Genomic DNA, 20,473 nt, shown 5'->3' on the forward strand with positions numbered 1-20,473 from the left:
GACGGTAACCCTCTCGTTTGATAGTGTGCATCCATCCAGTATTTGGCCGTATACTCCTACGTTTTCGACGCCCGCCAAGCGAGGCCACCTTGGACAAGATCCTGATTCGTGGGGCTCGAACCCACAACCTGAAGAACATCGACCTGACCCTGCCACGGGACAAGCTGATCGTCATCACCGGCCTGTCCGGCTCCGGCAAGTCATCCCTGGCTTTCGACACCCTGTACGCCGAGGGTCAGCGCCGCTACGTCGAATCGCTTTCGGCCTACGCCCGGCAGTTCCTGTCGATGATGGAAAAACCCGACGTCGACACCATCGAAGGCCTGTCGCCGGCGATCTCCATCGAGCAGAAGTCCACCTCGCACAACCCGCGTTCGACGGTCGGCACCATCACCGAAATCTACGACTACCTGCGCCTGCTATATGCTCGCGTGGGTATTCCCCGTTGCCCGGATCACGACATCCCGCTGGAAGCGCAGACCGTCAGCCAGATGGTCGATCTGGTCCTCGCCGAACCGGAGGGCAGCAAGCTGATGCTGCTGGCGCCGGTCATCCGCGAGCGCAAAGGCGAGCACCTGTCGGTTTTCGAAGAGCTGCGCGCACAGGGCTTCGTCCGCGCCCGAATCAACGGCAAGCTCTATGAGCTGGACGAAGCCCCCAAGCTCGACAAGCAGAAAAAACATACCATCGATGTCGTGGTCGACCGCTTCAAGGTTCGCGCCGACCTGCAACAACGCCTGGCCGAATCCTTCGAGACCGCGCTGAAACTGGCGGACGGCATCGCCCTGGTGGCACCGATGGACGACGAGCCGGGTGAAGAGATGATCTTCTCCGCGCGCTTCGCCTGCCCGATTTGTGGCCACGCCATCAGCGAGCTTGAGCCAAAACTGTTCTCCTTCAACAACCCGGCCGGCGCATGTCCGACCTGCGATGGCTTGGGGGTGAAGCAGTTCTTCGACATCAAGCGCCTGGTCAACGGCGAACTGACCCTGGCCGAAGGGGCGATTCGCGGTTGGGATCGACGCAACGTCTATTACTTCCAGATGCTCGGCTCGCTGGCCTCGCACTACAAGTTCAGCCTGGAAGTACCGTTCAACGAACTGCCGGCCGATCAGCAGAAATTCATCCTGCACGGCAGCGGTTCGCAAAACGTCGACTTCAAATACCTGAACGACCGTGGCGATATCGTCAAACGCTCGCACCCGTTCGAAGGCATCGTGCCGAACCTGGAGCGACGCTACCGCGAAACCGAATCCGCGTCGGTGCGTGAAGAGCTGGCCAAGTTCCTCAGCACCCAGTCCTGCCCGGACTGCCGCGGCACCCGCCTGCGGCGTGAGGCGCGGCACGTGTGGGTCGGCGAGAAAACCCTGCCGGCGGTAACCAACCTGCCGATCGGCGATGCGTCCGATTATTTTGGCGGGCTCAAGCTCACCGGCCGGCGTGGCGAAATTGCCGACAAGATCCTCAAGGAAATCCGCGAACGCCTGCAGTTCCTGGTCAACGTCGGCCTCGACTATCTGTCGCTGGATCGCAGCGCGGACACCTTGTCCGGTGGCGAGGCCCAGCGTATTCGTCTGGCCAGCCAGATTGGCGCCGGCCTGGTGGGCGTTCTGTACATCCTTGACGAACCCTCCATCGGCCTCCATCAGCGCGACAACGACCGGTTGCTGGGCACCCTCAAGCACCTGCGCGATATCGGTAACACGGTGATCGTGGTCGAGCACGACGAAGACGCGATTCGTCTGGCCGACTACGTGGTGGACATCGGCCCGGGCGCTGGCGTCCACGGCGGGCATATCGTCGCCGAAGGCACACCGGCCGAGGTCATGGCGCATCCGGACTCACTGACGGGCAAATACCTGTCGGGCCGGGTGAAGATCGAAGTCCCGGCCAAACGCACACCGCGCAACAAGAAGCTGACGCTGGCGCTCAAGGGCGCGCGCGGCAACAACCTGCGCAATGTCGACCTGGAGATTCCGATCGGCCTGCTGACCTGTGTCACCGGCGTGTCCGGCTCCGGCAAGTCGACGCTGATCAACAACACCCTGTTCCCGCTGAGCGCCACGGCGCTGAATGGCGCCACTACCCTCGAAGCGGCCGTCCACGACAGCATCAAGGGCCTGGAGCACCTGGACAAGGTCGTCGATATCGACCAGAGCCCTATCGGTCGCACACCGCGCTCCAACCCGGCGACCTACACCGGGCTGTTTACACCGATCCGCGAGTTGTTCGCTGGCGTACCGGAGTCCCGCTCCCGGGGCTATGGGCCGGGGCGCTTCTCCTTCAACGTCAAGGGCGGCCGCTGCGAGGCATGTCAAGGCGACGGCCTGATCAAGGTCGAGATGCACTTCCTGCCGGACATCTATGTGCCGTGCGACGTGTGCAAGAGCAAGCGCTACAACCGCGAGACCCTGGAGATCAAGTACAAGGGCAAGAGCATCCACGAAACCCTCGAGATGACCATCGAGGAAGCACGGGAGTTCTTCGATGCCGTACCGGCCCTGGCGCGCAAGCTGCAAACGTTGATGGACGTCGGTCTGTCGTACATCAAGCTGGGGCAATCGGCTACCACGCTGTCCGGCGGTGAAGCCCAACGGGTGAAGCTGTCCCGCGAGCTGTCCAAGCGTGATACCGGCAAGACCCTGTACATCCTCGATGAACCGACCACCGGGCTGCATTTCGCGGATATCCAGCAACTGCTGGACGTGCTGCATCGCCTGCGCGACCACGGCAACACCGTGGTGGTGATCGAACACAACCTGGACGTGATCAAGACCGCTGACTGGCTGGTGGACCTGGGTCCGGAGGGTGGTTCCAAGGGCGGGCAGATCATTGCCGTCGGCACGCCGGAGGAAGTGTCAGAGATGAAGCAATCCCATACCGGTTACTACCTCAAGCCGCTGTTGGAGCGTGACAGGGCTTAACCGGGCCCCATGAAAAAGCCCCTGTCACTTCATCAGTGACAGGGGCTTTTTTGTATCTGTAGGAGCGAGCTTGCTCCGGGCGGCGTTCCGACGAAGGTCGTAAACGATAACGCAGCGCCTTCAGATTTTTCGCGAGCAAGCTCGCTCCTACAAAAGACGTTGGGGCTTCCCCTATGCAATCAGGTGTGGGATTGCAGGTAGTTCTCAAGCCCGATCAACTTGATCAGACCCAACTGCTTCTCGAGCCAGTAGGTGTGATCTTCTTCGGTGTCATGCAATTGAACCCGCAGCATTTCGCGGCTGACATAGTCCTTGTGCTGCTCGCAGAGCTTGATGCCCTTGCACAGCGCAGCACGGACCTTGTATTCCAGGCGCAAATCCGCTTCGAGCATCTCGGTCACCGTGGTGCCGACATCGAGATCGTCCGGACGCATGCGCGGCGTGCCTTCGAGCATCAGAATCCGGCGCATCAGGGCATCAGCGTGCCCTGCTTCCTCTTCCATCTCGTGATTGATTCGTTCGTAGAGCTTGGTGAAACCCCAGTCCTCATACATCCGCGAGTGGACGAAATATTGATCACGCGCGGCCAGTTCGCCGGTCAGCAACGTGTTGAGGTAATCGATCACATCTGGGTGGCCTTGCATCGCCCTACATCTCCCTGCTTGAAAGTTGTAGTTTGAACCAACATGCCCTTATCGTCACTCGCAAGACGCAATAAAAGCGAAGATATCCTGAGAAAAGCGGCTGAAATAACGCAAAAAACCGCCCAATCAAGGGCGGTTCTGCTTCTCATTTAGACTTCGTTAAGCTGTACGTTGAGCAGCTTTGCGATTGCTTCTCCATACGCCGGGTCAGCCTTGTAGAAGTGCTGCAACTGACGGTCAACCACATCACTCGACACACCCGCCATCGCACCGGCGATGTTGCTGACCAGCAGCGATTTCTGCTCTTCAGTCATCAAGCGGAACAACGCGCCGGCATGACTGTAGTAATCAGTGTCTTCACGGTGGTCGTAACGATCAGCGGCGCCACTGAGGGCCAACGCCGGCTCTGCATAACGAGGCGCCTGCTTCGGCGACTCGACGTAGCTGTTCGGCTCGTAGTTCGGCGTCGAGCCGCCATTGCTGCCAAAAGCCATCGAACCATCGCGCTGGTAAGTGTTGACCGGACTGCGCGCAGCGTTGACGGGCAACTGCTGGTGATTGGTGCCGACACGGTAGCGATGAGCGTCCGCGTAGGCGAAGACCCGACCTTGCAGCATACGATCCGGCGACAGACCAACGCCTGGAACCATATTGCTGGGACCGAACGCCGCTTGCTCGACTTCCGCGAAGTAGTTCTGCGGATTGCGATTGAGCTCAAGTTCTCCGACTTCAATCAGTGGAAACTCTTTCTGCGACCAGGTTTTGGTGACATCAAACGGGTTCTCATAGTGCGCCGCCGCCTGAGCCTCGCTCATGATCTGAATGCACACGCGCCATTTCGGGAAATCACCGCGCTCGATGGCACTGAACAAGTCACGCTGGGCGTAATCCGGATCAGTACCCGCTAAGCGCGCTGCTTCAGCCGGAGCGAGGTTCTTGATCCCTTGCTTGGTCTTGTAGTGCCACTTCACCCAGTGACGCTCACCTTGAGCGTTGATGAGGCTGTAAGTGTGGCTTCCAAAGCCGTGCATGTGGCGGTATCCGTCAGGGATACCCCGGTCGGAGAACAGGATGGTGACCTGGTGCAGCGCCTCGGGCGAATGCGACCAGAAGTCCCACATCATCTGGGCACTTTTCAGGTTGCTTTGCGGCAAACGCTTCTGGGTGTGGATAAAGTCCGGAAACTTCAGTGGATCGCGAATGAAGAACACGGGGGTGTTGTTGCCAACGATGTCCCAGTTGCCTTCCTCGGTGTAAAACTTCAAGGCAAAGCCGCGCGGATCACGCTCGGTATCGGCCGAACCACGCTCACCGCCCACAGTGGAAAACCGCAGGAAAGTCGGGGTTTGCTTCCCGATTGCCTCAAACAGCTTCGCGCTGGTGTATTGAGTAATATCACGCGTCACAGTGAACGTACCGTAAGCACCCGAGCCTTTGGCGTGTACACGGCGCTCAGGGATGTTTTCACGGTTGAAGTGGGCAAGCTTCTCGATCAGGTGAAAGTCGTCGAGCAGCAGCGGGCCGCGAGGGCCGGCGGAGCGGGAATTCTGGTTATCGGCAACAGGAGCGCCACTGGCGGTGGTAAGCGTTGTGTTTTGGCTCATGCGATCTTCCTTCCTCTGTCGGTCTTGAACTGCCGGCTAATCGGCTGAGAAGGAGTATTGATCATCAATATGACACCTACAAATTCATTAACTTGCAGACATCGATAGAAAAATACTAATGATCATCCCCGTCACATGATGACGACACAGACGAAGGAAACGCTTGTACAAAAGGCGCGTTTCTTACAGGCACAAAAAACCGGGCACTAGGCCCGGTTCTTTGTTTCAGACTGACGTCTTACTCGGCAGATACAGCTTCGCCAGCAGTAGCACGATCAACCAACTCGACGTACGCCATAGGCGCGTTGTCGCCAGCGCGGAAACCGCACTTGAGGATGCGCAGGTAGCCACCCTCACGGGTAGCGTAACGCTTGCCCAGGTCGTTGAAGAGCTTACCAACGATAGCTTTCGAACGAGTACGGTCGAAAGCCAGACGGCGGTTAGCAACGCTATCTATCTTGGCCAAAGTGATCAGCGGCTCGGCAACGCGGCGCAGTTCTTTAGCTTTTGGCAGAGTAGTTTTGATCAGCTCGTGCTCGAACAGCGACACCGCCATGTTTTGGAACATGGCCTTGCGGTGCGAGCTGGTGCGGCTCAGGTGACGACCACTTTTACGATGACGCATGGTTCATTCCTTACCAAACACTACGTTCGGTGATTACGACGATCAGGCAGTCGCCTTGTCGTCCTTCTTAAGACTTGCAGGCGGCCAGTTGTCGAGGCGCATGCCGAGGGACAGACCGCGGGAGGCCAGAACGTCCTTGATTTCAGTCAAGGATTTCTTGCCCAGGTTCGGAGTCTTCAACAGCTCTACTTCGGTACGCTGAATCAGGTCGCCGATGTAGTAGATGTTTTCCGCCTTAAGGCAGTTAGCCGAACGTACAGTCAGTTCCAGATCGTCAACCGGGCGAAGCAGGATCGGATCGATCTCGTCTTCCTGCTCGACAACCACTGGCTCACTGTCACCCTTGAGGTCGACGAACGCAGCCAACTGCTGTTGCAGGATGGTTGCAGCGCGGCGAATTGCCTCTTCAGGATCCAGAGTACCGTTGGTTTCCAGATCAATAACCAGCTTGTCCAGGTTAGTACGCTGCTCGACACGGGCGTTTTCCACCACGTATGCGATACGGCGAACCGGGCTGAACGAAGAGTCAAGCTGCAAGCGACCGATGCTGCGGCTTTCGTCTTCATCGCTCTGACGCGAATCTGCCGGTTCATAACCACGACCACGAGCTACTACGAGCTTCATGTTCAGGGCGCCGTTAGACGCCAGGTTAGCGATTACGTGATCGGGATTAACGATCTCGACATCATGATCCAGCTGAATATCGGCAGCGGTAACCACCCCCGAACCCTTCTTCGACAAGGTCAGCGTAACTTCGTCACGACCGTGCAGCTTGATAGCCAGACCTTTAAGGTTCAACAGGATTTCAATGACGTCTTCCTGTACACCTTCGATGGCGCTGTACTCGTGGAGCACACCGTCAATCTCGGCCTCGACTACTGCACAGCCGGGCATTGAGGACAACAGGATGCGGCGCAGCGCGTTGCCCAGGGTATGGCCAAAGCCACGCTCGAGAGGCTCGAGAGTGATCTTGGCGCGGGTTGGACTGACAACCTGCACATCAATGTGGCGGGGTGTCAGGAACTCATTTACCGAAATCTGCATGGATGCACCTATTTTCTAGCCCTTACTTGGAGTAGAGCTCGACAATCAGGCTTTCGTTGATGTCGGCGGACAGATCACTGCGAGCTGGAACGTTCTTGAAAACGCCCGACTTCTTCTCAGTGTCTACTTCTACCCATTCTACGCGGCCACGTTGGGCACACAGATCGAGAGCTTGGACAATGCGAAGTTGATTTTTTGCTTTCTCGCGAACAGCGACCACGTCACCAGCACGAACCTGGTAGGACGGAACGTTAACGGTCTGACCGTTTACGCTGATCGACTTGTGCGATACCAGCTGACGGGATTCGGCACGAGTCGAACCAAAGCCCATACGGTATACAACGTTGTCCAGACGGCATTCGAGCAGTTGCAGCAGGTTTTCACCGGTTGCACCTTTCTTGCCAGCAGCTTCTTTGTAGTAGCCGCTGAATTGACGCTCGAGAACGCCGTAGATACGACGGACCTTCTGCTTTTCACGCAGTTGGGTGCCGTAGTCGGACTGGCGACCGCGGCGTTGGCCGTGGATACCAGGTGCTGCTTCAATGTTGCACTTCGATTCGATCGCGCGCACGCCGCTCTTCAGGAAGAGATCGGTGCCTTCGCGACGAGCGAGTTTGCATTTTGGACCAATGTAACGAGCCATTCTTTACAATCTCCTGGATTACACGCGGCGCTTCTTCGGCGGACGGCACCCGTTGTGCGGGATTGGCGTCACGTCGGTGATGCTGGCGATCTTGTAGCCACAGCCGTTCAAAGCGCGGACTGCGGATTCACGACCTGGACCTGGACCTTTGACGTTGACGTCGAGGTTTTTCAGGCCGTATTCCAGCGCAGCTTGACCAGCACGTTCAGCAGCTACTTGAGCAGCAAACGGGGTGGACTTGCGGGAACCGCGGAAACCCGAACCACCGGAGGTAGCCCAGGAAAGAGCGTTACCTTGACGGTCGGTGATGGTCACGATGGTGTTGTTAAAAGATGCATGGATGTGGGCGATGCCATCAACCACTGTCTTTTTAACTTTTTTACGAGGACGAGCAGCAGGTTTTGCCATGATTAAATTCCTGTCGATTCGCTGGGGCGATTACTTGCGGATCGGCTTACGCGGACCTTTACGGGTACGCGCGTTGGTCTTGGTACGCTGACCGCGTACTGGAAGACCGCGACGATGACGCAGACCGCGATAGCAACCGAGGTCCATCAAGCGCTTGATTTTCATGTTGATTTCGCGACGCAGGTCACCTTCAGTGGTGAACTTCGCCACTTCGCCACGCAGCTGTTCAATTTGCTCGTCGCTCAGATCTTTGATCTTTGCTGCTGGGTTTACCCCAGTCTCTGCACAAATTTTCTGTGCAGTAGTGCGACCAACACCATAGATGTAGGTCAGCGAGATAACAGTATGCTTGTTATCTGGAATGTTAACGCCTGCAATACGGGCCATTCAGTGGGACTCCAATTGACAGCTACCTACGCCCCGGAAGCCAAGAAATAGGGCGCGAGATAATATCGCTGTAATAACAAATAATCAACCCGGCAGCGCACTAGCTGCCGGGCTTGAAGCACAATCACACTCAGCCTTGGCGCTGTTTGTGACGCGGTTCCGCGCTGCAAATTACTCGAACAACACCTTCGCGGCGAATAATCTTGCAGTTACGGCACAGCTTTTTCACCGATGCACGAACTTTCATCACCAACTCCTCGAACCTTATGGGTCAGCGCAGCATGCCGCTGCCGTAACCCTTCAGGTTGGCTTTCTTCATCAGGGATTCGTACTGGTGCGAAACGAGGTGCGATTGTACTTGGGACATGAAGTCCATCACAACCACGACGACGATCAGCAACGAGGTCCCGCCAAGGTAGAACGGTACGTTGGCTGCAACCACCAGGAACTGGGGCAACAGGCAGACGGCCGTCATGTAAAGAGCACCGAACATGGTCAAGCGAGTCAGAACGCCATCAATGTAGCGCGCAGACTGCTCACCTGGACGGATGCCCGGAATAAAGGCACCGGACTTCTTCAGGTTTTCCGCTACGTCTTTCGGATTGAACATCAACGCCGTATAGAAGAAGCAGAAGAAAATAATCCCTGCACTAAACAGCAGAATATTCAACGGCTGACCAGGAGCGATCGACTGCGAGATGTCCTGCAACCAGCCCATACCTTCAGACTGACCGAACCAGGCACCCAACGAAGCCGGGAACAGCAAAATGCTGCTCGCGAAAATAGCCGGAATAACACCGGCCATGTTCACCTTCAGCGGCAAGTGGCTGGTCTGCGCAGCGAAGACCTTGCGGCCCTGCTGACGCTTGGCGTAGTGAACAGCAATACGACGCTGACCACGCTCAATGAACACCACGAAACCGATAATCGCTACTGCCAGCAAACCGATGGCAACCAGGGCGAAGATGTTGATATCACCCTGACGTGCAGACTCGAAAGACTGCCCGATCGCTCTCGGAAGACCGGCGACGATACCCGAAAAAATCAACATCGAGATACCGTTGCCAACACCACGCTCAGTAATCTGCTCACCCAGCCACATCATGAACATCGCACCAGCCACAAACGTGGATACCGCGACGAAATGGAAGCCAAAGTCACCAGTGAACGCAACGCCCTGCCCCGCCAGACCAATGGACATGCCAATGGCCTGGACGAGAGCGAGGACGACAGTGCCGTAGCGGGTGTACTGGCTGATCTTGCGACGGCCAGCTTCACCTTCCTTCTTCAACTGCTCCAGCTGCGGGCTGACGGCGGTCATCAGTTGCATGATGATCGATGCCGAGATGTACGGCATGATCCCCAGTGCAAAGATGCTCATCCGTTCCAGCGCGCCGCCGGAAAACATGTTGAACAAGCTAAGAATGGTCCCCTCATTCTGTCGAAACAGGTCCGCGAGTCGGTCCGGGTTGATACCTGGAACCGGGATGTGTGCGCCTATTCGGTAGACGATAATCGCCAGGAACAGAAAACGCAGACGAGCCCAGAGTTCAGACATACCGCCTTTGCCGAGCGCAGAGAGAGCACCTTGCTTAGCCATTTATTCCTCGAACTTGCCGCCAGCTGCTTCGATAGCCGCACGCGCACCTTTGGTGGCGCCGATTCCCTTGCCGATAGTGACAGCGCGAGTCACTTCACCGGACAGCATGATTTTCACACGCTGTACGTTGACGTTGATCACGTTGGCATCTTTCAGGGACTGCACGGTGACGATGTCGCCTTCCACTTTAGCCAGCTCGGACAGACGCACTTCTGCGCGGTCCATGGCTTTCAGGGAAACGAAACCGAACTTCGGCAGGCGACGATGCAGCGGCTGTTGACCGCCTTCAAAGCCTGGAGCAATGGTGCCACCGGAGCGGGAGGTCTGACCTTTGTGACCACGGCCACCAGTCTTACCCAAACCGCTACCGATACCACGGCCCGGACGATGCTTTTCGCGACGGGAACCCGGCGCTGGACTCAGATCATTGAGTTTCATCGATTAACCCTCGACACGCAGCATGTAGTAAGCCTTGTTGATCATCCCGCGATTCTCGGGAGTATCCAGGACTTCTACAGTGTGACCGATGCGACGCAGACCCAGACCCTTAACGCACAGTTTGTGGTTAGGGATGCGGCCGGTCATGCTTTTGATCAGCGTTACTTTTACGGTAGCCATGATCAGAAGATCTCCTTGACGCTTTTGCCACGCTTGGCGGCAATGGATTCAGGAGACTGCATTGCTTTCAAACCCTTGAAAGTGGCGTGAACCACGTTTACCGGGTTAGTCGAGCCGTAGCACTTGGCCAGAACGTTCTGAACGCCAGCAACTTCGAGGACAGCACGCATAGCGCCGCCAGCGATGATACCGGTACCTTCAGAAGCAGGCTGCATGTACACCTTCGAAGCGCCGTGAGCGGACTTCATTGCGTACTGCAGAGTGGTGCCGTTCAGATCAACCTGGATCATGTTGCGGCGAGCAGCTTCCATTGCCTTCTGGATCGCAGCAGGCACTTCACGCGACTTGCCACGGCCGAAGCCAACACGGCCCTTACCATCACCAACCACGGTCAACGCGGTGAAAGTGAAGATACGGCCGCCTTTAACGGTTTTGGCTACGCGGTTAACTTGAACCAGCTTCTCGATGTAGCCTTCGTCGCGCTTTTGGTCGTTATTTGACATAACTTAGAACTCCAGCCCAGCTTCACGAGCAGCATCAGCCAGCGCTTTAACGCGGCCGTGGTACTTGAAGCCAGAGCGGTCGAAAGCCACTTGCGAGACGCCAGCGGCCTTAGCACGCGTAGCGACCAGCTGGCCAACCTTAGTGGCCGCGTCGATGTTGCCGGTGGCACCATCACGCAGTTCTTTATCCAAAGTCGAGGCGCTTGCCAGGACTTTGTTGCCGTCGGCCGAAATGACCTGGGCGTAGATGTGCTGCGAAGAGCGGAACACGCAGAGACGCACGACTTCGAGTTCGTGCATTTTCAGGCGTGCTTTGCGAGCGCGACGCAGTCGAGTAACTTTTTTGTCGGTCATTTGCTATGCCCTACTTCTTCTTGGCTTCTTTACGACGGACGACTTCGTCCGCGTAGCGCACACCTTTGCCTTTGTACGGCTCTGGTGGACGGAAGTCGCGGATCTCGGCGGCCACTTGACCTACCAGCTGCTTGTCGATGCCCTTGATCAGGATATCGGTCTGGCTAGGAGTCTCAGCGGTGATGCCTTCCGGCAGTTCGTAATCCACTGGGTGCGAGAAGCCAAGAGCCAGGTTCAGCACTGTGCCTTTTGCTTGCGCTTTGTAACCAACACCGACCAGCTGGAGCTTGCGCTCGAAGCCTTGGCTTACGCCTTGGACCATGTTGTTTACCAACGCACGAGTGGTACCAGCCATTGCGCGAGTCTGTTGATCGCCATTGCGAGCAGCGAAACGCAGCTCACCGGATTCTTCAACGATCTCAACGGACGAATGGATGTTCAGTTCGAGAGTGCCCTTGGCACCCTTCACCGAAAGCTGTTGGCCTGCGAATTTTACTTCGACACCGGCTGGCAGCTTAACGGGGTTCTTAGCGACGCGAGACATGCTTATCCCCCCTTAGAACACAGTGCAAAGAACTTCGCCGCCGACACCGGCAGCGCGCGCAGCACGATCAGTCATCACACCCTTGTTGGTGGAGACGATAGACACACCGAGACCGCCACGAACTTTTGGCAGATCATCGACGGACTTGTACTGACGCAGGCCTGGACGGCTAACGCGCTTCACTTCTTCGATAACCGGACGGCCTTCGAAGTACTTCAGCTCGATGGACAGCAGTGGTTTGATTTCGCTGCTGATCTGATAACCCGCAATGTAACCTTCGTCCTTCAGGACTTTGGCAACAGCTACCTTCAACGTGGAAGATGGCATGCTTACGACGGACTTTTCAGCCATCTGGGCATTACGGATACGAGTTAGCATGTCCGCTAACGGGTCCTGCATACTCATGGGCTAGACGCTCCTAATACAAAAAAATTAGCCTTGCGGCTATTACGTGTCGCCGAGAATCTCCGAGCATGAAAAACACGGGCTCAGGCGAGCCGGGTATTCTAGACACACCCCAGAAATGAATCAAGCCCCAAAAGGGGCTTGATCCAGATTCAAGGCCACCGGTGGTCAGGATCTTGCGATCCTGGACACCGAGACTTTGACAGTACTTACCAGCTKGCTTTAACCAGACCCGGTACGTCACCACGCATGGCAGCTTCACGCAGCTTGTTACGGCCGAGGCCGAACTTGCGGTAAACGCCGTGTGGACGACCGGTCAGGCGGCAGCGGTTACGCATGCGCGAAGCGCTTGCGTCACGTGGCTGCTTCTGCAGGGCTACTGTAGCTTCCCAACGCGCTTCTGGACTTGCGTTCAGAWCAACGATGATAGCTTTCAGTGCTGCACGCTTCTTGGCGTACTTGGCAACCGTGAGCTGACGCTTCAGCTCGCGGTTTTTCATGCTCATCTTGGCCATGGTCCTACTCCAATCAGTTGCGGAACGGGAATTTGAACGCACGCAGCAGAGCGCGGCCTTCATCATCGTTCTTGGCAGTGGTGGTCAGGGTGATGTCCAGACCGCGGAGAGCATCGATCTTGTCGTAGTCGATTTCCGGGAAGATGATCTGCTCTTTCACGCCCATGCTGTAGTTGCCACGACCATCGAAGGACTTGGCATTCAGGCCGCGGAAGTCGCGAACCCGAGGCAGGGAGATCGACAGCAGACGATCCAGGAACTCGTACATACGCTCACGGCGCAGGGTCACTTTGACGCCGATCGGCCAACCTTCACGGACTTTAAAGCCAGCGATGGATTTGCGAGCGTAGGTCACAACGACTTTCTGGCCGGTGATCTTTTCCAGGTCAGCAACAGCGTGCTCGATGACTTTTTTGTCGCCGATCGCTTCGCCCAGACCCATGTTCAGGGTGATTTTGGTAACGCGCGGAACTTCCATCACGTTCGAAAGCTTAAGTTCTTCCTTAAGTTTCGGAGCAATTTCCTTCCGGTAAATCTCTTTTAGTCGTGCCATGGTCTCATCTACCTAGCAGTGTTCAAGCATCAACCGCTTTTTGGGTCGACTTGAAGACACGAATTTTCTTGCCGTCTTCTACTTTGAAACCAACGCGGTCAGCCTTGTTGGTTTCGCCGTTGAAAATGGCGACGTTAGAAGCATCCAGTGGAGCTTCTTTTTCGACGATACCGCCCTGCACGCCCGACATCGGGTTAGGCTTGGTATGACGCTTGACCAGGTTCAGACCACCAATAACCAAACGGTTGTTAGCGAGAACCTTAAGCACCTTACCGCGCTTACCTTTGTCTTTGCCGGCGATCACGATGATCTCGTCGTCACGACGAATCTTTTGCATGTCGGATCTCCTTACAGCACTTCTGGGGCGAGCGAGACGATCTTCATGAACTTCTCAGTACGAAGTTCACGGGTCACTGGCCCAAAGATACGGGTGCCGATCGGCTCTTGCTTGTTGTTCAACAGAACAGCAGCGTTGCCATCAAAGCGGATAATGGAGCCATCAGCACGACGTACGCCGTGACGAGTGCGGACTACAACAGCAGTCATCACTTGGCCTTTTTTCACTTTACCGCGAGGAATTGCTTCCTTGACGGTAACTTTGATGATGTCACCGATACCAGCGTAACGACGATGGGAGCCACCCAGCACCTTGATGCACATAACGCGGCGAGCGCCGCTGTTATCGGCCACATCGAGCATGGATTGAGTCTGAATCATATAATTTCTCCGACCCCTAGTCCTTAGACTTCCACAGCGCGTTCGAGAACATCAACCAGCGCCCAAGACTTGGTCTTGGCCAAAGGACGAGTTTCACGAATAGTGACTTTGTCGCCGATGTGGCACTGATTGGTTTCGTCGTGCGCGTGCAGCTTAGTCGAACGCTTAACGTATTTACCGTAGATCGGGTGCTTAACGCGACGCTCGATCAGAACGGTGATGGTTTTGTCCATCTTGTCGCTGACAACACGGCCAGTCAGCGTACGGACAGTTTTTTCGGCTTCAGCCATGATTACTTACCTGCCTGCTGGTTGAGCACAGTCTTCACGCGAGCGATGTCACGCTTAACTTGCGAGAGCAGATGAGACTGCCCCAACTGGCCAGTTGCTTTCTGCATACGCAGATTGAACTGGTCGCGCAGCAAGCCGAGCAGTTGCTCGTTCAGCTGCTGTGCGGATTTTTCACGAAGTTCATTCGCTTTCATCACATCACCGTCCGTTTAACAAAGGAGGTGGCGAGCGGCAGCTTTGCAGCAGCCAGGGCGAAAGCCTCACGCGCCAGCTCTTCAGAAACACCCTCGATTTCATACAGGACTTTGCCTGGCTGAATCTGGGCAACCCAGTATTCGACGTTACCCTTACCTTTACCCATCCGAACTTCGAGTGGCTTCTTGGAAATAGGCTTGTCCGGGAATACACGGATCCAGATCTTGCCGCCACGTTTTACGTGACGGGTCAGTGCACGACGCGCTGACTCGATCTGACGAGCGGTGAGACGACCACGAGCTACAGACTTCAGCGCGAACTCGCCGAAGCTGACTTTGCTACCGCGCTGAGCCAGACCACGGTTGTGGCCTGTCATCTGCTTGCGGAACTTCGTACGCTTTGGTTGCAACATTTGGCGTACCCCTTACTTAGCAGCTTTTTTACGAGGCGCTGGTGCTTGTGGTTTCAGTTCTTCTTGGCGACCACCAATTACTTCGCCTTTGAAGATCCAAACCTTTACACCGATCACACCGTAAGTGGTGTGAGCTTCGTAGTTGGCATAGTCGATGTCGGCACGCAGGGTGTGCAGTGGCACACGACCTTCGCGATACCATTCAGTACGTGCGATTTCAGCACCGCCGAGACGACCGCTCACTTGGATTTTGATGCCTTTGGCACCAATGCGCATGGCGTTCTGTACGGCGCGCTTCATAGCGCGACGGAACATTACGCGACGCTCCAGCTGCTGAGCTACGCTCTGCGCAACCAGCATACCGTCGAGCTCCGGCTTGCGGATCTCTTCGATATTGATGTGCACAGGCACACCCATTTGCTTGGTCAGGTCCTGACGCAGTTTCTCAACATCTTCACCTTTCTTCCCGATAACGATACCTGGACGAGCGGTGTGGATGGTGATACGTGCAGTTTGGGCCGGACGATGGATATCGATACGGCTTACGGACGCGCTTTTTAGTTTGTCTTGGAGATACTCACGCACCTTCAGATCTGCGAGCAAATAGTCCGCATAAGTCCGACCGTCTGCGTACCAGACGGAGGTGTGCTCCTTGACGATTCCCAGGCGAATGCCAATGGGATGTACTTTCTGACCCATCTCTTCGACTCCGTTACTTGTCAGCAACCTTGACAGTGATATGGCAAGACCGCTTGACGATGCGATCAGCACGGCCTTTGGCACGTGGCATGATGCGCTTCAGCGAACGCCCTTCGTTGACGAAAACGGTGCTGACCTTCAGGTCATCAACGTCTGCGCCTTCGTTATGCTCGGCGTTGGCTACGGCCGACTCCAGCACTTTCTTCATGATCTCGGCGGCTTTCTTACTGCTGAAAGCCAACAGGTTGAGCGCTTCGCCCACCTTCTTCCCGCGGATCTGGTCGGCGACCAAGCGGGCTTTCTGGGCGGAGATTCGAGCGCCCGACAACTTAGCGGCTACTTCCATTTCCTAACCCCTTAACGCTTGGCTTTCTTGTCTGCCACGTGCCCGCGATAAGTGCGGGTACCGGCGAACTCGCCCAGTTTGTGGCCGACCATGTCTTCGTTCACGAGAACTGGGACGTGCTGACGACCGTTGTGTACTGCGATGGTCAGACCGACCATTTGTGGCAGGATCATCGAACGACGCGACCAGGTTTTCACCGGTTTGCGATCGTTCTTTTCCGCCGCCACTTCGATCTTCTTCAGTAGGTGAAGATCGATAAAAGGACCTTTTTTCAGAGAACGTGGCACTGTCGTATCCCTCTATTTACTTGCGACGACGGACGATCATTTTGTCGGTACGCTTATTACCACGAGTCTTCGCGCCCTTAGTCGGGAAGCCCCATGGCGATACCGGATGACGACCACCAGAGGTACGACCTTCACCACCACCATGTGGGTGGTCAACCGGGTTCATGGCAACACCACGAACGGTTGGGCGAACGCCACGCCAGCGTTTGGCACCAGCTTTACCCAGCGAACGCAGGCTGTGCTCGGAGTTCGAGACTTCGCCCAGGGTCGCACGGCATTCAGCCAGGACTTTACGCATTTCACCGGAACGCAGACGCAGGGTAACGTACACGCCTTCACGAGCGATCAGCTGAGCCGAAGCACCAGCGGAACGAGCGATCTGAGCGCCTTTACCTGGCTTCAATTCGATGCCGTGTACGGTGCTACCAACTGGAATGTTGCGCAGTTGCAGAGCGTTGCCCGGCTTGATCGGTGCCAGGGCACCTGCGATCAGCTGGTCGCCAGCGCTCACGCCTTTAGGGGCGATGATGTAGCGACGCTCGCCATCTGCGTACAGCAGCAGAGCGATGTGAGCAGTACGGTTTGGATCGTATTCGATACGCTCGACAGTGGCAGCGATGCCATCTTTGTCGTTGCGACGGAAGTCGACCAGACGATAATGCTGCTTATGACCACCACCGATGTGACGAGTGGTAATACGGCCATTGTTGTTACGACCACCAGACTTCGATTTCTTCTCGAGCAGCGGTGCGTGAGGAGCGCCTTTATGCAGCTCCTGGTTGACCACCTTGACCACAAAACGGCGGCCAGGGGAAGTCGGTTTGCATTTAACGATTGCCATGATGCACCCCTTCCTTACTCAGCACTGCTGCTGAAATCGAGATCTTGGCCTGGCTGAAGGGAGATAACTGCCTTCTTCCAGTCATTACGCTTGCCCAGACCGCGAGCAGTGCGCTTGCTCTTACCCAGAACATTCAGGGTAGTAACACGCTCTACTTTCACGCTGAACAGGCTTTCGACGGCCTTCTTGATTTCCAGCTTGGTTGCGTCGGTAGCAACCTTGAAAACGAACTGGCCTTTCTTGTCTGCCAGAACCGTAGCCTTCTCGGAAACGTGCGGGCCAAGCAGAACTTTAAATACGCGTTCCTGGTTCATCCCAGCAGCTCCTCGAATTTCTTCACGGCCGACACGGTGATCAACACCTTGTCGTATGCGATCAGACTAACTGGATCGGAACCTTGCACGTCACGTACATCTACGTGTGGCAGGTTACGAGCAGCCAGGTACAGGTTCTGATCAACAGCGTCGGACACGATCAGAACGTCGGTCAGGCTCATGTTGTTCAGTTTGCCCAGCAGGTCTTTGGTTTTCGGCGTTTCAACGGCGAAATCCTGAACCACGACCAGACGATCAGTACGCACCAGCTCAGCAAGGATGGAACGCATTGCTGCGCGATACATCTTCTTGTTCAGCTTCTGGGAGTGATCCTGAGGACGAGCTGCGAAAGTGGTACCGCCGCCACGCCAGATTGGGCTACGGATAGTACCGGCACGAGCACGGCCAGTACCTTTCTGACGCCATGGGCGCTTACCGCCACCACGAACGTCGGAACGGGTCTTTTGCTGCTTGGAACCCTGACGACCGCCAGCCATGTAGGCTACGACTGCTTGGTGAACCAGCGTCTCGTTGAATTCGCCGCCAAATGTCAGTTCGGAAACTTCGATCGCTTGAGCGTCATTTACATTTAATTGCATGTCAGCTTCCCCTTAACCGCGAGCCTTGGCTGCTGGACGTACAACCAAGTTGCCGCCAGTAGCGCCAGGAACAGCGCCCTTGACCAACAACAGATTGCGTTCAGCGTCCACGCGCACTACTTCGAGGGACTGCACGGTCACGCGCTCAGCGCCCATATGACCGGACATTTTTTTGCCCTTGAATACACGACCAGGAGTCTGGCACTGGCCGATAGAGCCTGGAACGCGGTGGGATACGGAGTTACCGTGGGTGTTATCTTGCCCGCGGAAATTCCAACGCTTGATCGTACCCTGGAAGCCTTTACCCTTGGACTGACCGGTTACATCAACCAGTTGACCAGCGGCGAAGATTTCAGCGTTGATCAGATCGCCGGCCTGGTACTCGCCTTCTTCAAGGCGGAATTCCATTACGGTACGACCAGCGGCAACGTTCGCTTTAGCGAAGTGGCCAGCCTGAGCTGCTGTTACACGCGAAGCACGACGCTCGCCGACAGTGACTTGCACTGCACGATAGCCATCGGTCTCTTCAGTTTTGAACTGGGTGACGCGATTCGGCTCGATCTCAATGACCGTGACCGGAATGGAGACACCTTCTTCGGTGAAAATACGGGTCATACCGCATTTACGACCGACTACACCAATAGTCATGTTGTAAACCTCATGAGTGTACGGGGCTTTCACCCGCTATGGCCGCCCATTTCAGAGCGTTACACGACTAAGACCGAGTCTTAGCCGAGGCTGATCTGTACTTCCACACCGGCCGCCAGATCAAGCTTCATAAGTGCATCAACGGTTTTATCCGTTGGCTGGACGATGTCCAGAACGCGCTTATGAGTACGGATCTCGTACTGGTCACGCGCGTCTTTGTTGACGTGCGGGGAGACCAGAACGGTGAACCGCTCTTTACGGGTAGGCAGTGGAATTGGACCACGCACTTGAGCACCAGTACGTTTCGCGGTTTCCACGATTTCCTGGGTGGATTGGTCGATCAGGCGATGGTCAAAAGCCTTCAACCTGATACGGATTTGCTGATTTTGCATTGGATTTCAGACTCCGGCTGCTATTCCCAGCGAGCGCAATACGCCCGTTAAAAGGAGGCGCAATTCTATAGACGCCCCAGATAGGTGTCAACCCAATAAAAAAGCCCCCGCTGAGCGGGGGCTTTTCAAAGCATCGAAGCTATCTCAAAAGAGATGCTTACTCGATGATTTTGGCTACGACGCCAGCGCCGACGGTACGACCGCCTTCACGGATAGCGAAACGCAGGCCGTCTTCCATCGCGATGGTCTTGATCAGGGTAACTTCCATCTGGATGTTATCACCTGGCATTACCATTTCAACGCCTTCTGGCAGCTGGCAGTTACCAGTCACGTCAGTAGTACGGAAGTAGAACTGTGGACGGTAGCCTTTGAAGAACGGAGTGTGACGACCGCCTTCTTCCTTGCTCAGAACGTAAACTTCTGCGGTGAACTTGGTGTGCGGCTTAACCGAACCCGGCTTAACCAGAACCTGGCCACGCTCAACGTCGTCACGCTTGGTACCACGCAGCAGAACGCCGCAGTTCTCGCCAGCACGACCTTCGTCGAGCAGTTTGCGGAACATTTCAACACCGGTGCAGGTGGTGGTGGTGGTGTCACGCAGACCAACGATTTCCAGAGCATCTTGAACGCGAACGATACCGCGCTCGATACGACCAGTCACAACAGTACCACGACCCGAGATCGAGAATACGTCTTCGATTGGCATCAGGAATGGCTTGTCGATAGCACGCTCTGGCTCTGGGATGTAGCTGTCCAGAGTTTCAACCAGTTTACGAACGGCAGTGGTGCCCATTTCGTTGTCGTCTTTGCCTTCCAGCGCCATACGAGCCGAACCGATGATGATTGGAGTGTCATCGCCCGGGAAGTCGTAGGTGGACAGCAGGTCGCGAACTTCCATCTCGACCAGTTCCAGCAGCTCAGCGTCGTCTACCAGGTCAGCCTTGTTCAGGAAAACCACGATGTACGGAACGCCTACCTGACGGGACAGCAGGATGTGTTCACGGGTTTGTGGCATCGGACCATCAGCGGCCGAGCAAACCAGGATCGCGCCGTCCATCTGGGCAGCACCGGTGATCATGTTCTTCACATAGTCAGCGTGACCTGGGCAGTCAACGTGAGCGTAGTGACGGATCTTCGAGTTGTACTCGACGTGCGCGGTGTTGATGGTGATACCACGAGCTTTTTCTTCTGGAGCGCTGTCGATTTTATCGAAATCAACGATTGCAGAACCGAAAACTTCGGAGCAAACGCGAGTCAGAGCTGCGGTCAGAGTGGTTTTACCGTGGTCAACGTGACCGATGGTGCCAACGTTGACGTGCGGTAGGGAACGATCAAATTTTTCTTTAGCCACGACAATTAACT

The 20,473-nt window shown here is 55.9% G+C and carries 32 protein-coding genes; 1 reads left to right on the forward strand and 31 read right to left on the reverse strand.

Going from position 1 to position 20,473, the window contains the following annotated elements; translation table 11 throughout:
- Positions 1–89 precede the first annotated feature (89 nt).
- Positions 90–2,924 carry an excinuclease ABC subunit UvrA gene (gene uvrA / locus AC1DXW_RS18460; protein WP_477760298.1) on the forward strand — a complete coding sequence of 945 codons (2,835 nt, stop codon included), beginning with the start codon at positions 90–92 and terminating at the stop codon, positions 2,922–2,924.
- Between the two features lie 179 nt (positions 2,925–3,103).
- On the opposite strand, the gene bfr is transcribed toward uvrA, so the two are convergent.
- From bfr to tuf, 31 genes are all read right to left on the reverse strand, one after another.
- Entirely contained in the window at positions 3,104–3,568 is a 465-nt protein-coding gene (gene bfr / locus AC1DXW_RS18465) for a bacterioferritin (RefSeq protein WP_008053867.1), read from the reverse strand.
- 149 nt (positions 3,569–3,717) lie between these two features.
- Positions 3,718–5,172 carry a catalase gene (locus tag AC1DXW_RS18470; RefSeq protein ID WP_477756294.1) on the reverse strand — a complete coding sequence of 485 codons (1,455 nt, stop codon included), beginning with the start codon at positions 5,170–5,172 and terminating at the stop codon, positions 3,718–3,720.
- 238 nt (positions 5,173–5,410) lie between these two features.
- Complete coding sequence (gene rplQ, locus AC1DXW_RS18475) at positions 5,411–5,797, reverse strand: 50S ribosomal protein L17 (RefSeq protein WP_046041617.1); 387 nt, start codon at positions 5,795–5,797, stop codon at positions 5,411–5,413.
- 42 nt (positions 5,798–5,839) lie between these two features.
- Positions 5,840–6,841 carry a DNA-directed RNA polymerase subunit alpha gene (locus AC1DXW_RS18480; protein ID WP_007970428.1) on the reverse strand — a complete coding sequence of 334 codons (1,002 nt, stop codon included), beginning with the start codon at positions 6,839–6,841 and terminating at the stop codon, positions 5,840–5,842.
- Positions 6,842–6,863: 22 nt separating this feature from the next.
- Positions 6,864–7,484: a 30S ribosomal protein S4 gene (rpsD, locus tag AC1DXW_RS18485; RefSeq protein WP_003176404.1), complete on the reverse strand. Its 621-nt coding sequence runs from the start codon at positions 7,482–7,484 to the stop codon at positions 6,864–6,866.
- Between the two features lie 18 nt (positions 7,485–7,502).
- The gene (gene rpsK / locus AC1DXW_RS18490; protein WP_002555466.1) at positions 7,503–7,892 is read right to left on the reverse strand and encodes a 30S ribosomal protein S11; all 390 of its coding nucleotides are present in this window, start codon (positions 7,890–7,892) and stop codon (positions 7,503–7,505) included.
- A 30-nt stretch (positions 7,893–7,922) separates the two neighbouring features.
- Positions 7,923–8,279, reverse strand: a complete 357-nt coding sequence (gene rpsM, locus AC1DXW_RS18495) for a 30S ribosomal protein S13 (RefSeq protein WP_009045849.1) — start codon at positions 8,277–8,279, stop codon at positions 7,923–7,925.
- Between the two features lie 130 nt (positions 8,280–8,409).
- Positions 8,410–8,526 (reverse strand): 50S ribosomal protein L36, encoded by a 117-nt coding sequence (gene rpmJ, locus AC1DXW_RS18500; RefSeq protein WP_002555468.1) that lies wholly within the window; start codon positions 8,524–8,526, stop codon positions 8,410–8,412.
- 24 nt (positions 8,527–8,550) lie between these two features.
- A complete protein-coding gene (gene secY / locus AC1DXW_RS18505; RefSeq protein ID WP_003228718.1) occupies positions 8,551–9,879 on the reverse strand; it encodes a preprotein translocase subunit SecY in 1,329 nt (442 codons plus the stop codon).
- Entirely contained in the window at positions 9,880–10,317 is a 438-nt protein-coding gene (gene rplO / locus AC1DXW_RS18510) for a 50S ribosomal protein L15 (RefSeq protein WP_003228720.1), read from the reverse strand.
- Between the two features lie 3 nt (positions 10,318–10,320).
- Positions 10,321–10,497 carry a 50S ribosomal protein L30 gene (gene rpmD, locus AC1DXW_RS18515; RefSeq protein ID WP_003186033.1) on the reverse strand — a complete coding sequence of 59 codons (177 nt, stop codon included), beginning with the start codon at positions 10,495–10,497 and terminating at the stop codon, positions 10,321–10,323.
- Positions 10,498–10,499: 2 nt separating this feature from the next.
- Entirely contained in the window at positions 10,500–11,000 is a 501-nt protein-coding gene (gene rpsE, locus AC1DXW_RS18520) for a 30S ribosomal protein S5 (protein WP_003186035.1), read from the reverse strand.
- A gap of 3 nt (positions 11,001–11,003) precedes the next feature.
- The gene (gene rplR, locus AC1DXW_RS18525; protein ID WP_003186037.1) at positions 11,004–11,354 is read right to left on the reverse strand and encodes a 50S ribosomal protein L18; all 351 of its coding nucleotides are present in this window, start codon (positions 11,352–11,354) and stop codon (positions 11,004–11,006) included.
- Between the two features lie 10 nt (positions 11,355–11,364).
- A complete protein-coding gene (rplF, locus tag AC1DXW_RS18530; protein WP_191959205.1) occupies positions 11,365–11,898 on the reverse strand; it encodes a 50S ribosomal protein L6 in 534 nt (177 codons plus the stop codon).
- A 12-nt stretch (positions 11,899–11,910) separates the two neighbouring features.
- A complete protein-coding gene (rpsH, locus tag AC1DXW_RS18535; protein ID WP_003186040.1) occupies positions 11,911–12,303 on the reverse strand; it encodes a 30S ribosomal protein S8 in 393 nt (130 codons plus the stop codon).
- A 209-nt stretch (positions 12,304–12,512) separates the two neighbouring features.
- On the reverse strand, positions 12,513–12,818 hold the full coding sequence (rpsN, locus tag AC1DXW_RS18540; protein WP_477760299.1) for a 30S ribosomal protein S14: 306 nt from the start codon (positions 12,816–12,818) through the stop codon (positions 12,513–12,515).
- Positions 12,819–12,831: 13 nt separating this feature from the next.
- On the reverse strand, positions 12,832–13,371 hold the full coding sequence (gene rplE, locus AC1DXW_RS18545; RefSeq protein ID WP_003210069.1) for a 50S ribosomal protein L5: 540 nt from the start codon (positions 13,369–13,371) through the stop codon (positions 12,832–12,834).
- A 22-nt stretch (positions 13,372–13,393) separates the two neighbouring features.
- Positions 13,394–13,708: a 50S ribosomal protein L24 gene (rplX, locus tag AC1DXW_RS18550; RefSeq protein WP_003176416.1), complete on the reverse strand. Its 315-nt coding sequence runs from the start codon at positions 13,706–13,708 to the stop codon at positions 13,394–13,396.
- 11 nt (positions 13,709–13,719) lie between these two features.
- Entirely contained in the window at positions 13,720–14,088 is a 369-nt protein-coding gene (gene rplN, locus AC1DXW_RS18555) for a 50S ribosomal protein L14 (protein WP_002555479.1), read from the reverse strand.
- 23 nt (positions 14,089–14,111) lie between these two features.
- The gene (gene rpsQ / locus AC1DXW_RS18560; protein WP_003176419.1) at positions 14,112–14,378 is read right to left on the reverse strand and encodes a 30S ribosomal protein S17; all 267 of its coding nucleotides are present in this window, start codon (positions 14,376–14,378) and stop codon (positions 14,112–14,114) included.
- Positions 14,379–14,380: 2 nt separating this feature from the next.
- A complete protein-coding gene (gene rpmC, locus AC1DXW_RS18565) occupies positions 14,381–14,572 on the reverse strand; it encodes a 50S ribosomal protein L29 (RefSeq protein WP_002555481.1) in 192 nt (63 codons plus the stop codon).
- On the reverse strand, positions 14,572–14,985 hold the full coding sequence (rplP, locus tag AC1DXW_RS18570; protein ID WP_003176421.1) for a 50S ribosomal protein L16: 414 nt from the start codon (positions 14,983–14,985) through the stop codon (positions 14,572–14,574). Before rplP ends, rpmC begins: the two co-directional genes overlap by 1 nt.
- Positions 14,986–14,997: 12 nt before the next feature.
- A complete protein-coding gene (gene rpsC, locus AC1DXW_RS18575) occupies positions 14,998–15,684 on the reverse strand; it encodes a 30S ribosomal protein S3 (RefSeq protein ID WP_008065719.1) in 687 nt (228 codons plus the stop codon).
- 13 nt (positions 15,685–15,697) lie between these two features.
- Positions 15,698–16,030, reverse strand: a complete 333-nt coding sequence (gene rplV, locus AC1DXW_RS18580; protein WP_003103908.1) for a 50S ribosomal protein L22 — start codon at positions 16,028–16,030, stop codon at positions 15,698–15,700.
- An 11-nt stretch (positions 16,031–16,041) separates the two neighbouring features.
- Positions 16,042–16,317, reverse strand: a complete 276-nt coding sequence (rpsS, locus tag AC1DXW_RS18585) for a 30S ribosomal protein S19 (protein WP_002555486.1) — start codon at positions 16,315–16,317, stop codon at positions 16,042–16,044.
- Between the two features lie 16 nt (positions 16,318–16,333).
- A complete protein-coding gene (gene rplB, locus AC1DXW_RS18590; protein WP_003186055.1) occupies positions 16,334–17,158 on the reverse strand; it encodes a 50S ribosomal protein L2 in 825 nt (274 codons plus the stop codon).
- A gap of 14 nt (positions 17,159–17,172) precedes the next feature.
- Positions 17,173–17,472, reverse strand: a complete 300-nt coding sequence (rplW, locus tag AC1DXW_RS18595) for a 50S ribosomal protein L23 (protein WP_002555488.1) — start codon at positions 17,470–17,472, stop codon at positions 17,173–17,175.
- Complete coding sequence (rplD, locus tag AC1DXW_RS18600) at positions 17,469–18,071, reverse strand: 50S ribosomal protein L4 (RefSeq protein WP_003228735.1); 603 nt, start codon at positions 18,069–18,071, stop codon at positions 17,469–17,471. Before rplD ends, rplW begins: the two co-directional genes overlap by 4 nt.
- A 12-nt stretch (positions 18,072–18,083) precedes the next feature.
- Complete coding sequence (gene rplC, locus AC1DXW_RS18605; RefSeq protein WP_003186059.1) at positions 18,084–18,719, reverse strand: 50S ribosomal protein L3; 636 nt, start codon at positions 18,717–18,719, stop codon at positions 18,084–18,086.
- Positions 18,720–18,799: 80 nt separating this feature from the next.
- A complete protein-coding gene (gene rpsJ / locus AC1DXW_RS18610) occupies positions 18,800–19,111 on the reverse strand; it encodes a 30S ribosomal protein S10 (RefSeq protein WP_003186070.1) in 312 nt (103 codons plus the stop codon).
- Between the two features lie 157 nt (positions 19,112–19,268).
- A complete protein-coding gene (gene tuf / locus AC1DXW_RS18615) occupies positions 19,269–20,462 on the reverse strand; it encodes an elongation factor Tu (protein WP_008053875.1) in 1,194 nt (397 codons plus the stop codon).
- Positions 20,463–20,473: the final 11 nt, after the last annotated feature.

The sequence above is a fragment of the Pseudomonas sp. P4_C4 genome, assembly GCF_056402055.1.

Bases quoted from the DNA above. Each gene is read 5' to 3' on its own strand.
- rplP (WP_003176421.1), bottom strand. From the start codon at position 14,985: ATGTTGCAACCAAAGCGTACGAAGTTCCGCAAGCAGATGACAGGCCAC.
- rpsE (WP_003186035.1), bottom strand. From the start codon at position 11,000: ATGTCAAATAACGACCAAAAGCGCGACGAAGGCTACATCGAGAAGCTG.
- rplE (WP_003210069.1), bottom strand. From the start codon at position 13,371: ATGGCACGACTAAAAGAGATTTACCGGAAGGAAATTGCTCCGAAACTT.
- bfr (WP_008053867.1), bottom strand. From the start codon at position 3,568: ATGCAAGGCCACCCAGATGTGATCGATTACCTCAACACGTTGCTGACC.
- rpmD (WP_003186033.1), bottom strand. From the start codon at position 10,497: ATGGCTACCGTAAAAGTAACGCTGATCAAAAGCATGACCGGCCGCATC.
- rpsQ (WP_003176419.1), bottom strand. From the start codon at position 14,378: ATGGCTGAAGCCGAAAAAACTGTCCGTACGCTGACTGGCCGTGTTGTC.
- rplB (WP_003186055.1), bottom strand. From the start codon at position 17,158: ATGGCAATCGTTAAATGCAAACCGACTTCCCCTGGCCGCCGTTTTGTG.
- rpmC (WP_002555481.1), bottom strand. From the start codon at position 14,572: ATGAAAGCGAATGAACTTCGTGAAAAATCCGCACAGCAGCTGAACGAG.
- rplO (WP_003228720.1), bottom strand. From the start codon at position 10,317: ATGAAACTCAATGATCTGAGTCCAGCGCCGGGTTCCCGTCGCGAAAAG.
- rpsJ (WP_003186070.1), bottom strand. From the start codon at position 19,111: ATGCAAAATCAGCAAATCCGTATCAGGTTGAAGGCTTTTGACCATCGC.
- rplF (WP_191959205.1), bottom strand. From the start codon at position 11,898: ATGTCTCGCGTCGCTAAGAACCCCGTTAAGCTGCCAGCCGGTGTCGAA.
- AC1DXW_RS18470 (WP_477756294.1), bottom strand. From the start codon at position 5,172: ATGAGCCAAAACACAACGCTTACCACCGCCAGTGGCGCTCCTGTTGCC.
- AC1DXW_RS18480 (WP_007970428.1), bottom strand. From the start codon at position 6,841: ATGCAGATTTCGGTAAATGAGTTCCTGACACCCCGCCACATTGATGTG.
- rplX (WP_003176416.1), bottom strand. From the start codon at position 13,708: ATGCAAAAGATTCGTCGTGACGACGAGATCATCGTGATCGCCGGCAAA.
- rpmJ (WP_002555468.1), bottom strand. From the start codon at position 8,526: ATGAAAGTTCGTGCATCGGTGAAAAAGCTGTGCCGTAACTGCAAGATT.
- rpsM (WP_009045849.1), bottom strand. From the start codon at position 8,279: ATGGCCCGTATTGCAGGCGTTAACATTCCAGATAACAAGCATACTGTT.
- rplN (WP_002555479.1), bottom strand. From the start codon at position 14,088: ATGATTCAGACTCAATCCATGCTCGATGTGGCCGATAACAGCGGCGCT.
- rpsC (WP_008065719.1), bottom strand. From the start codon at position 15,684: ATGGGTCAGAAAGTACATCCCATTGGCATTCGCCTGGGAATCGTCAAG.
- rplW (WP_002555488.1), bottom strand. From the start codon at position 17,472: ATGAACCAGGAACGCGTATTTAAAGTTCTGCTTGGCCCGCACGTTTCC.
- rpsD (WP_003176404.1), bottom strand. From the start codon at position 7,484: ATGGCTCGTTACATTGGTCCAAAATGCAAACTCGCTCGTCGCGAAGGC.
- rplV (WP_003103908.1), bottom strand. From the start codon at position 16,030: ATGGAAGTAGCCGCTAAGTTGTCGGGCGCTCGAATCTCCGCCCAGAAA.
- secY (WP_003228718.1), bottom strand. From the start codon at position 9,879: ATGGCTAAGCAAGGTGCTCTCTCTGCGCTCGGCAAAGGCGGTATGTCT.
- rplQ (WP_046041617.1), bottom strand. From the start codon at position 5,797: ATGCGTCATCGTAAAAGTGGTCGTCACCTGAGCCGCACCAGCTCGCAC.
- rplR (WP_003186037.1), bottom strand. From the start codon at position 11,354: ATGACCGACAAAAAAGTTACTCGACTGCGTCGCGCTCGCAAAGCACGC.
- rpsH (WP_003186040.1), bottom strand. From the start codon at position 12,303: ATGAGTATGCAGGACCCGTTAGCGGACATGCTAACTCGTATCCGTAAT.
- rplD (WP_003228735.1), bottom strand. From the start codon at position 18,071: ATGCAATTAAATGTAAATGACGCTCAAGCGATCGAAGTTTCCGAACTG.
- rplC (WP_003186059.1), bottom strand. From the start codon at position 18,719: ATGACTATTGGTGTAGTCGGTCGTAAATGCGGTATGACCCGTATTTTC.
- rpsK (WP_002555466.1), bottom strand. From the start codon at position 7,892: ATGGCAAAACCTGCTGCTCGTCCTCGTAAAAAAGTTAAAAAGACAGTG.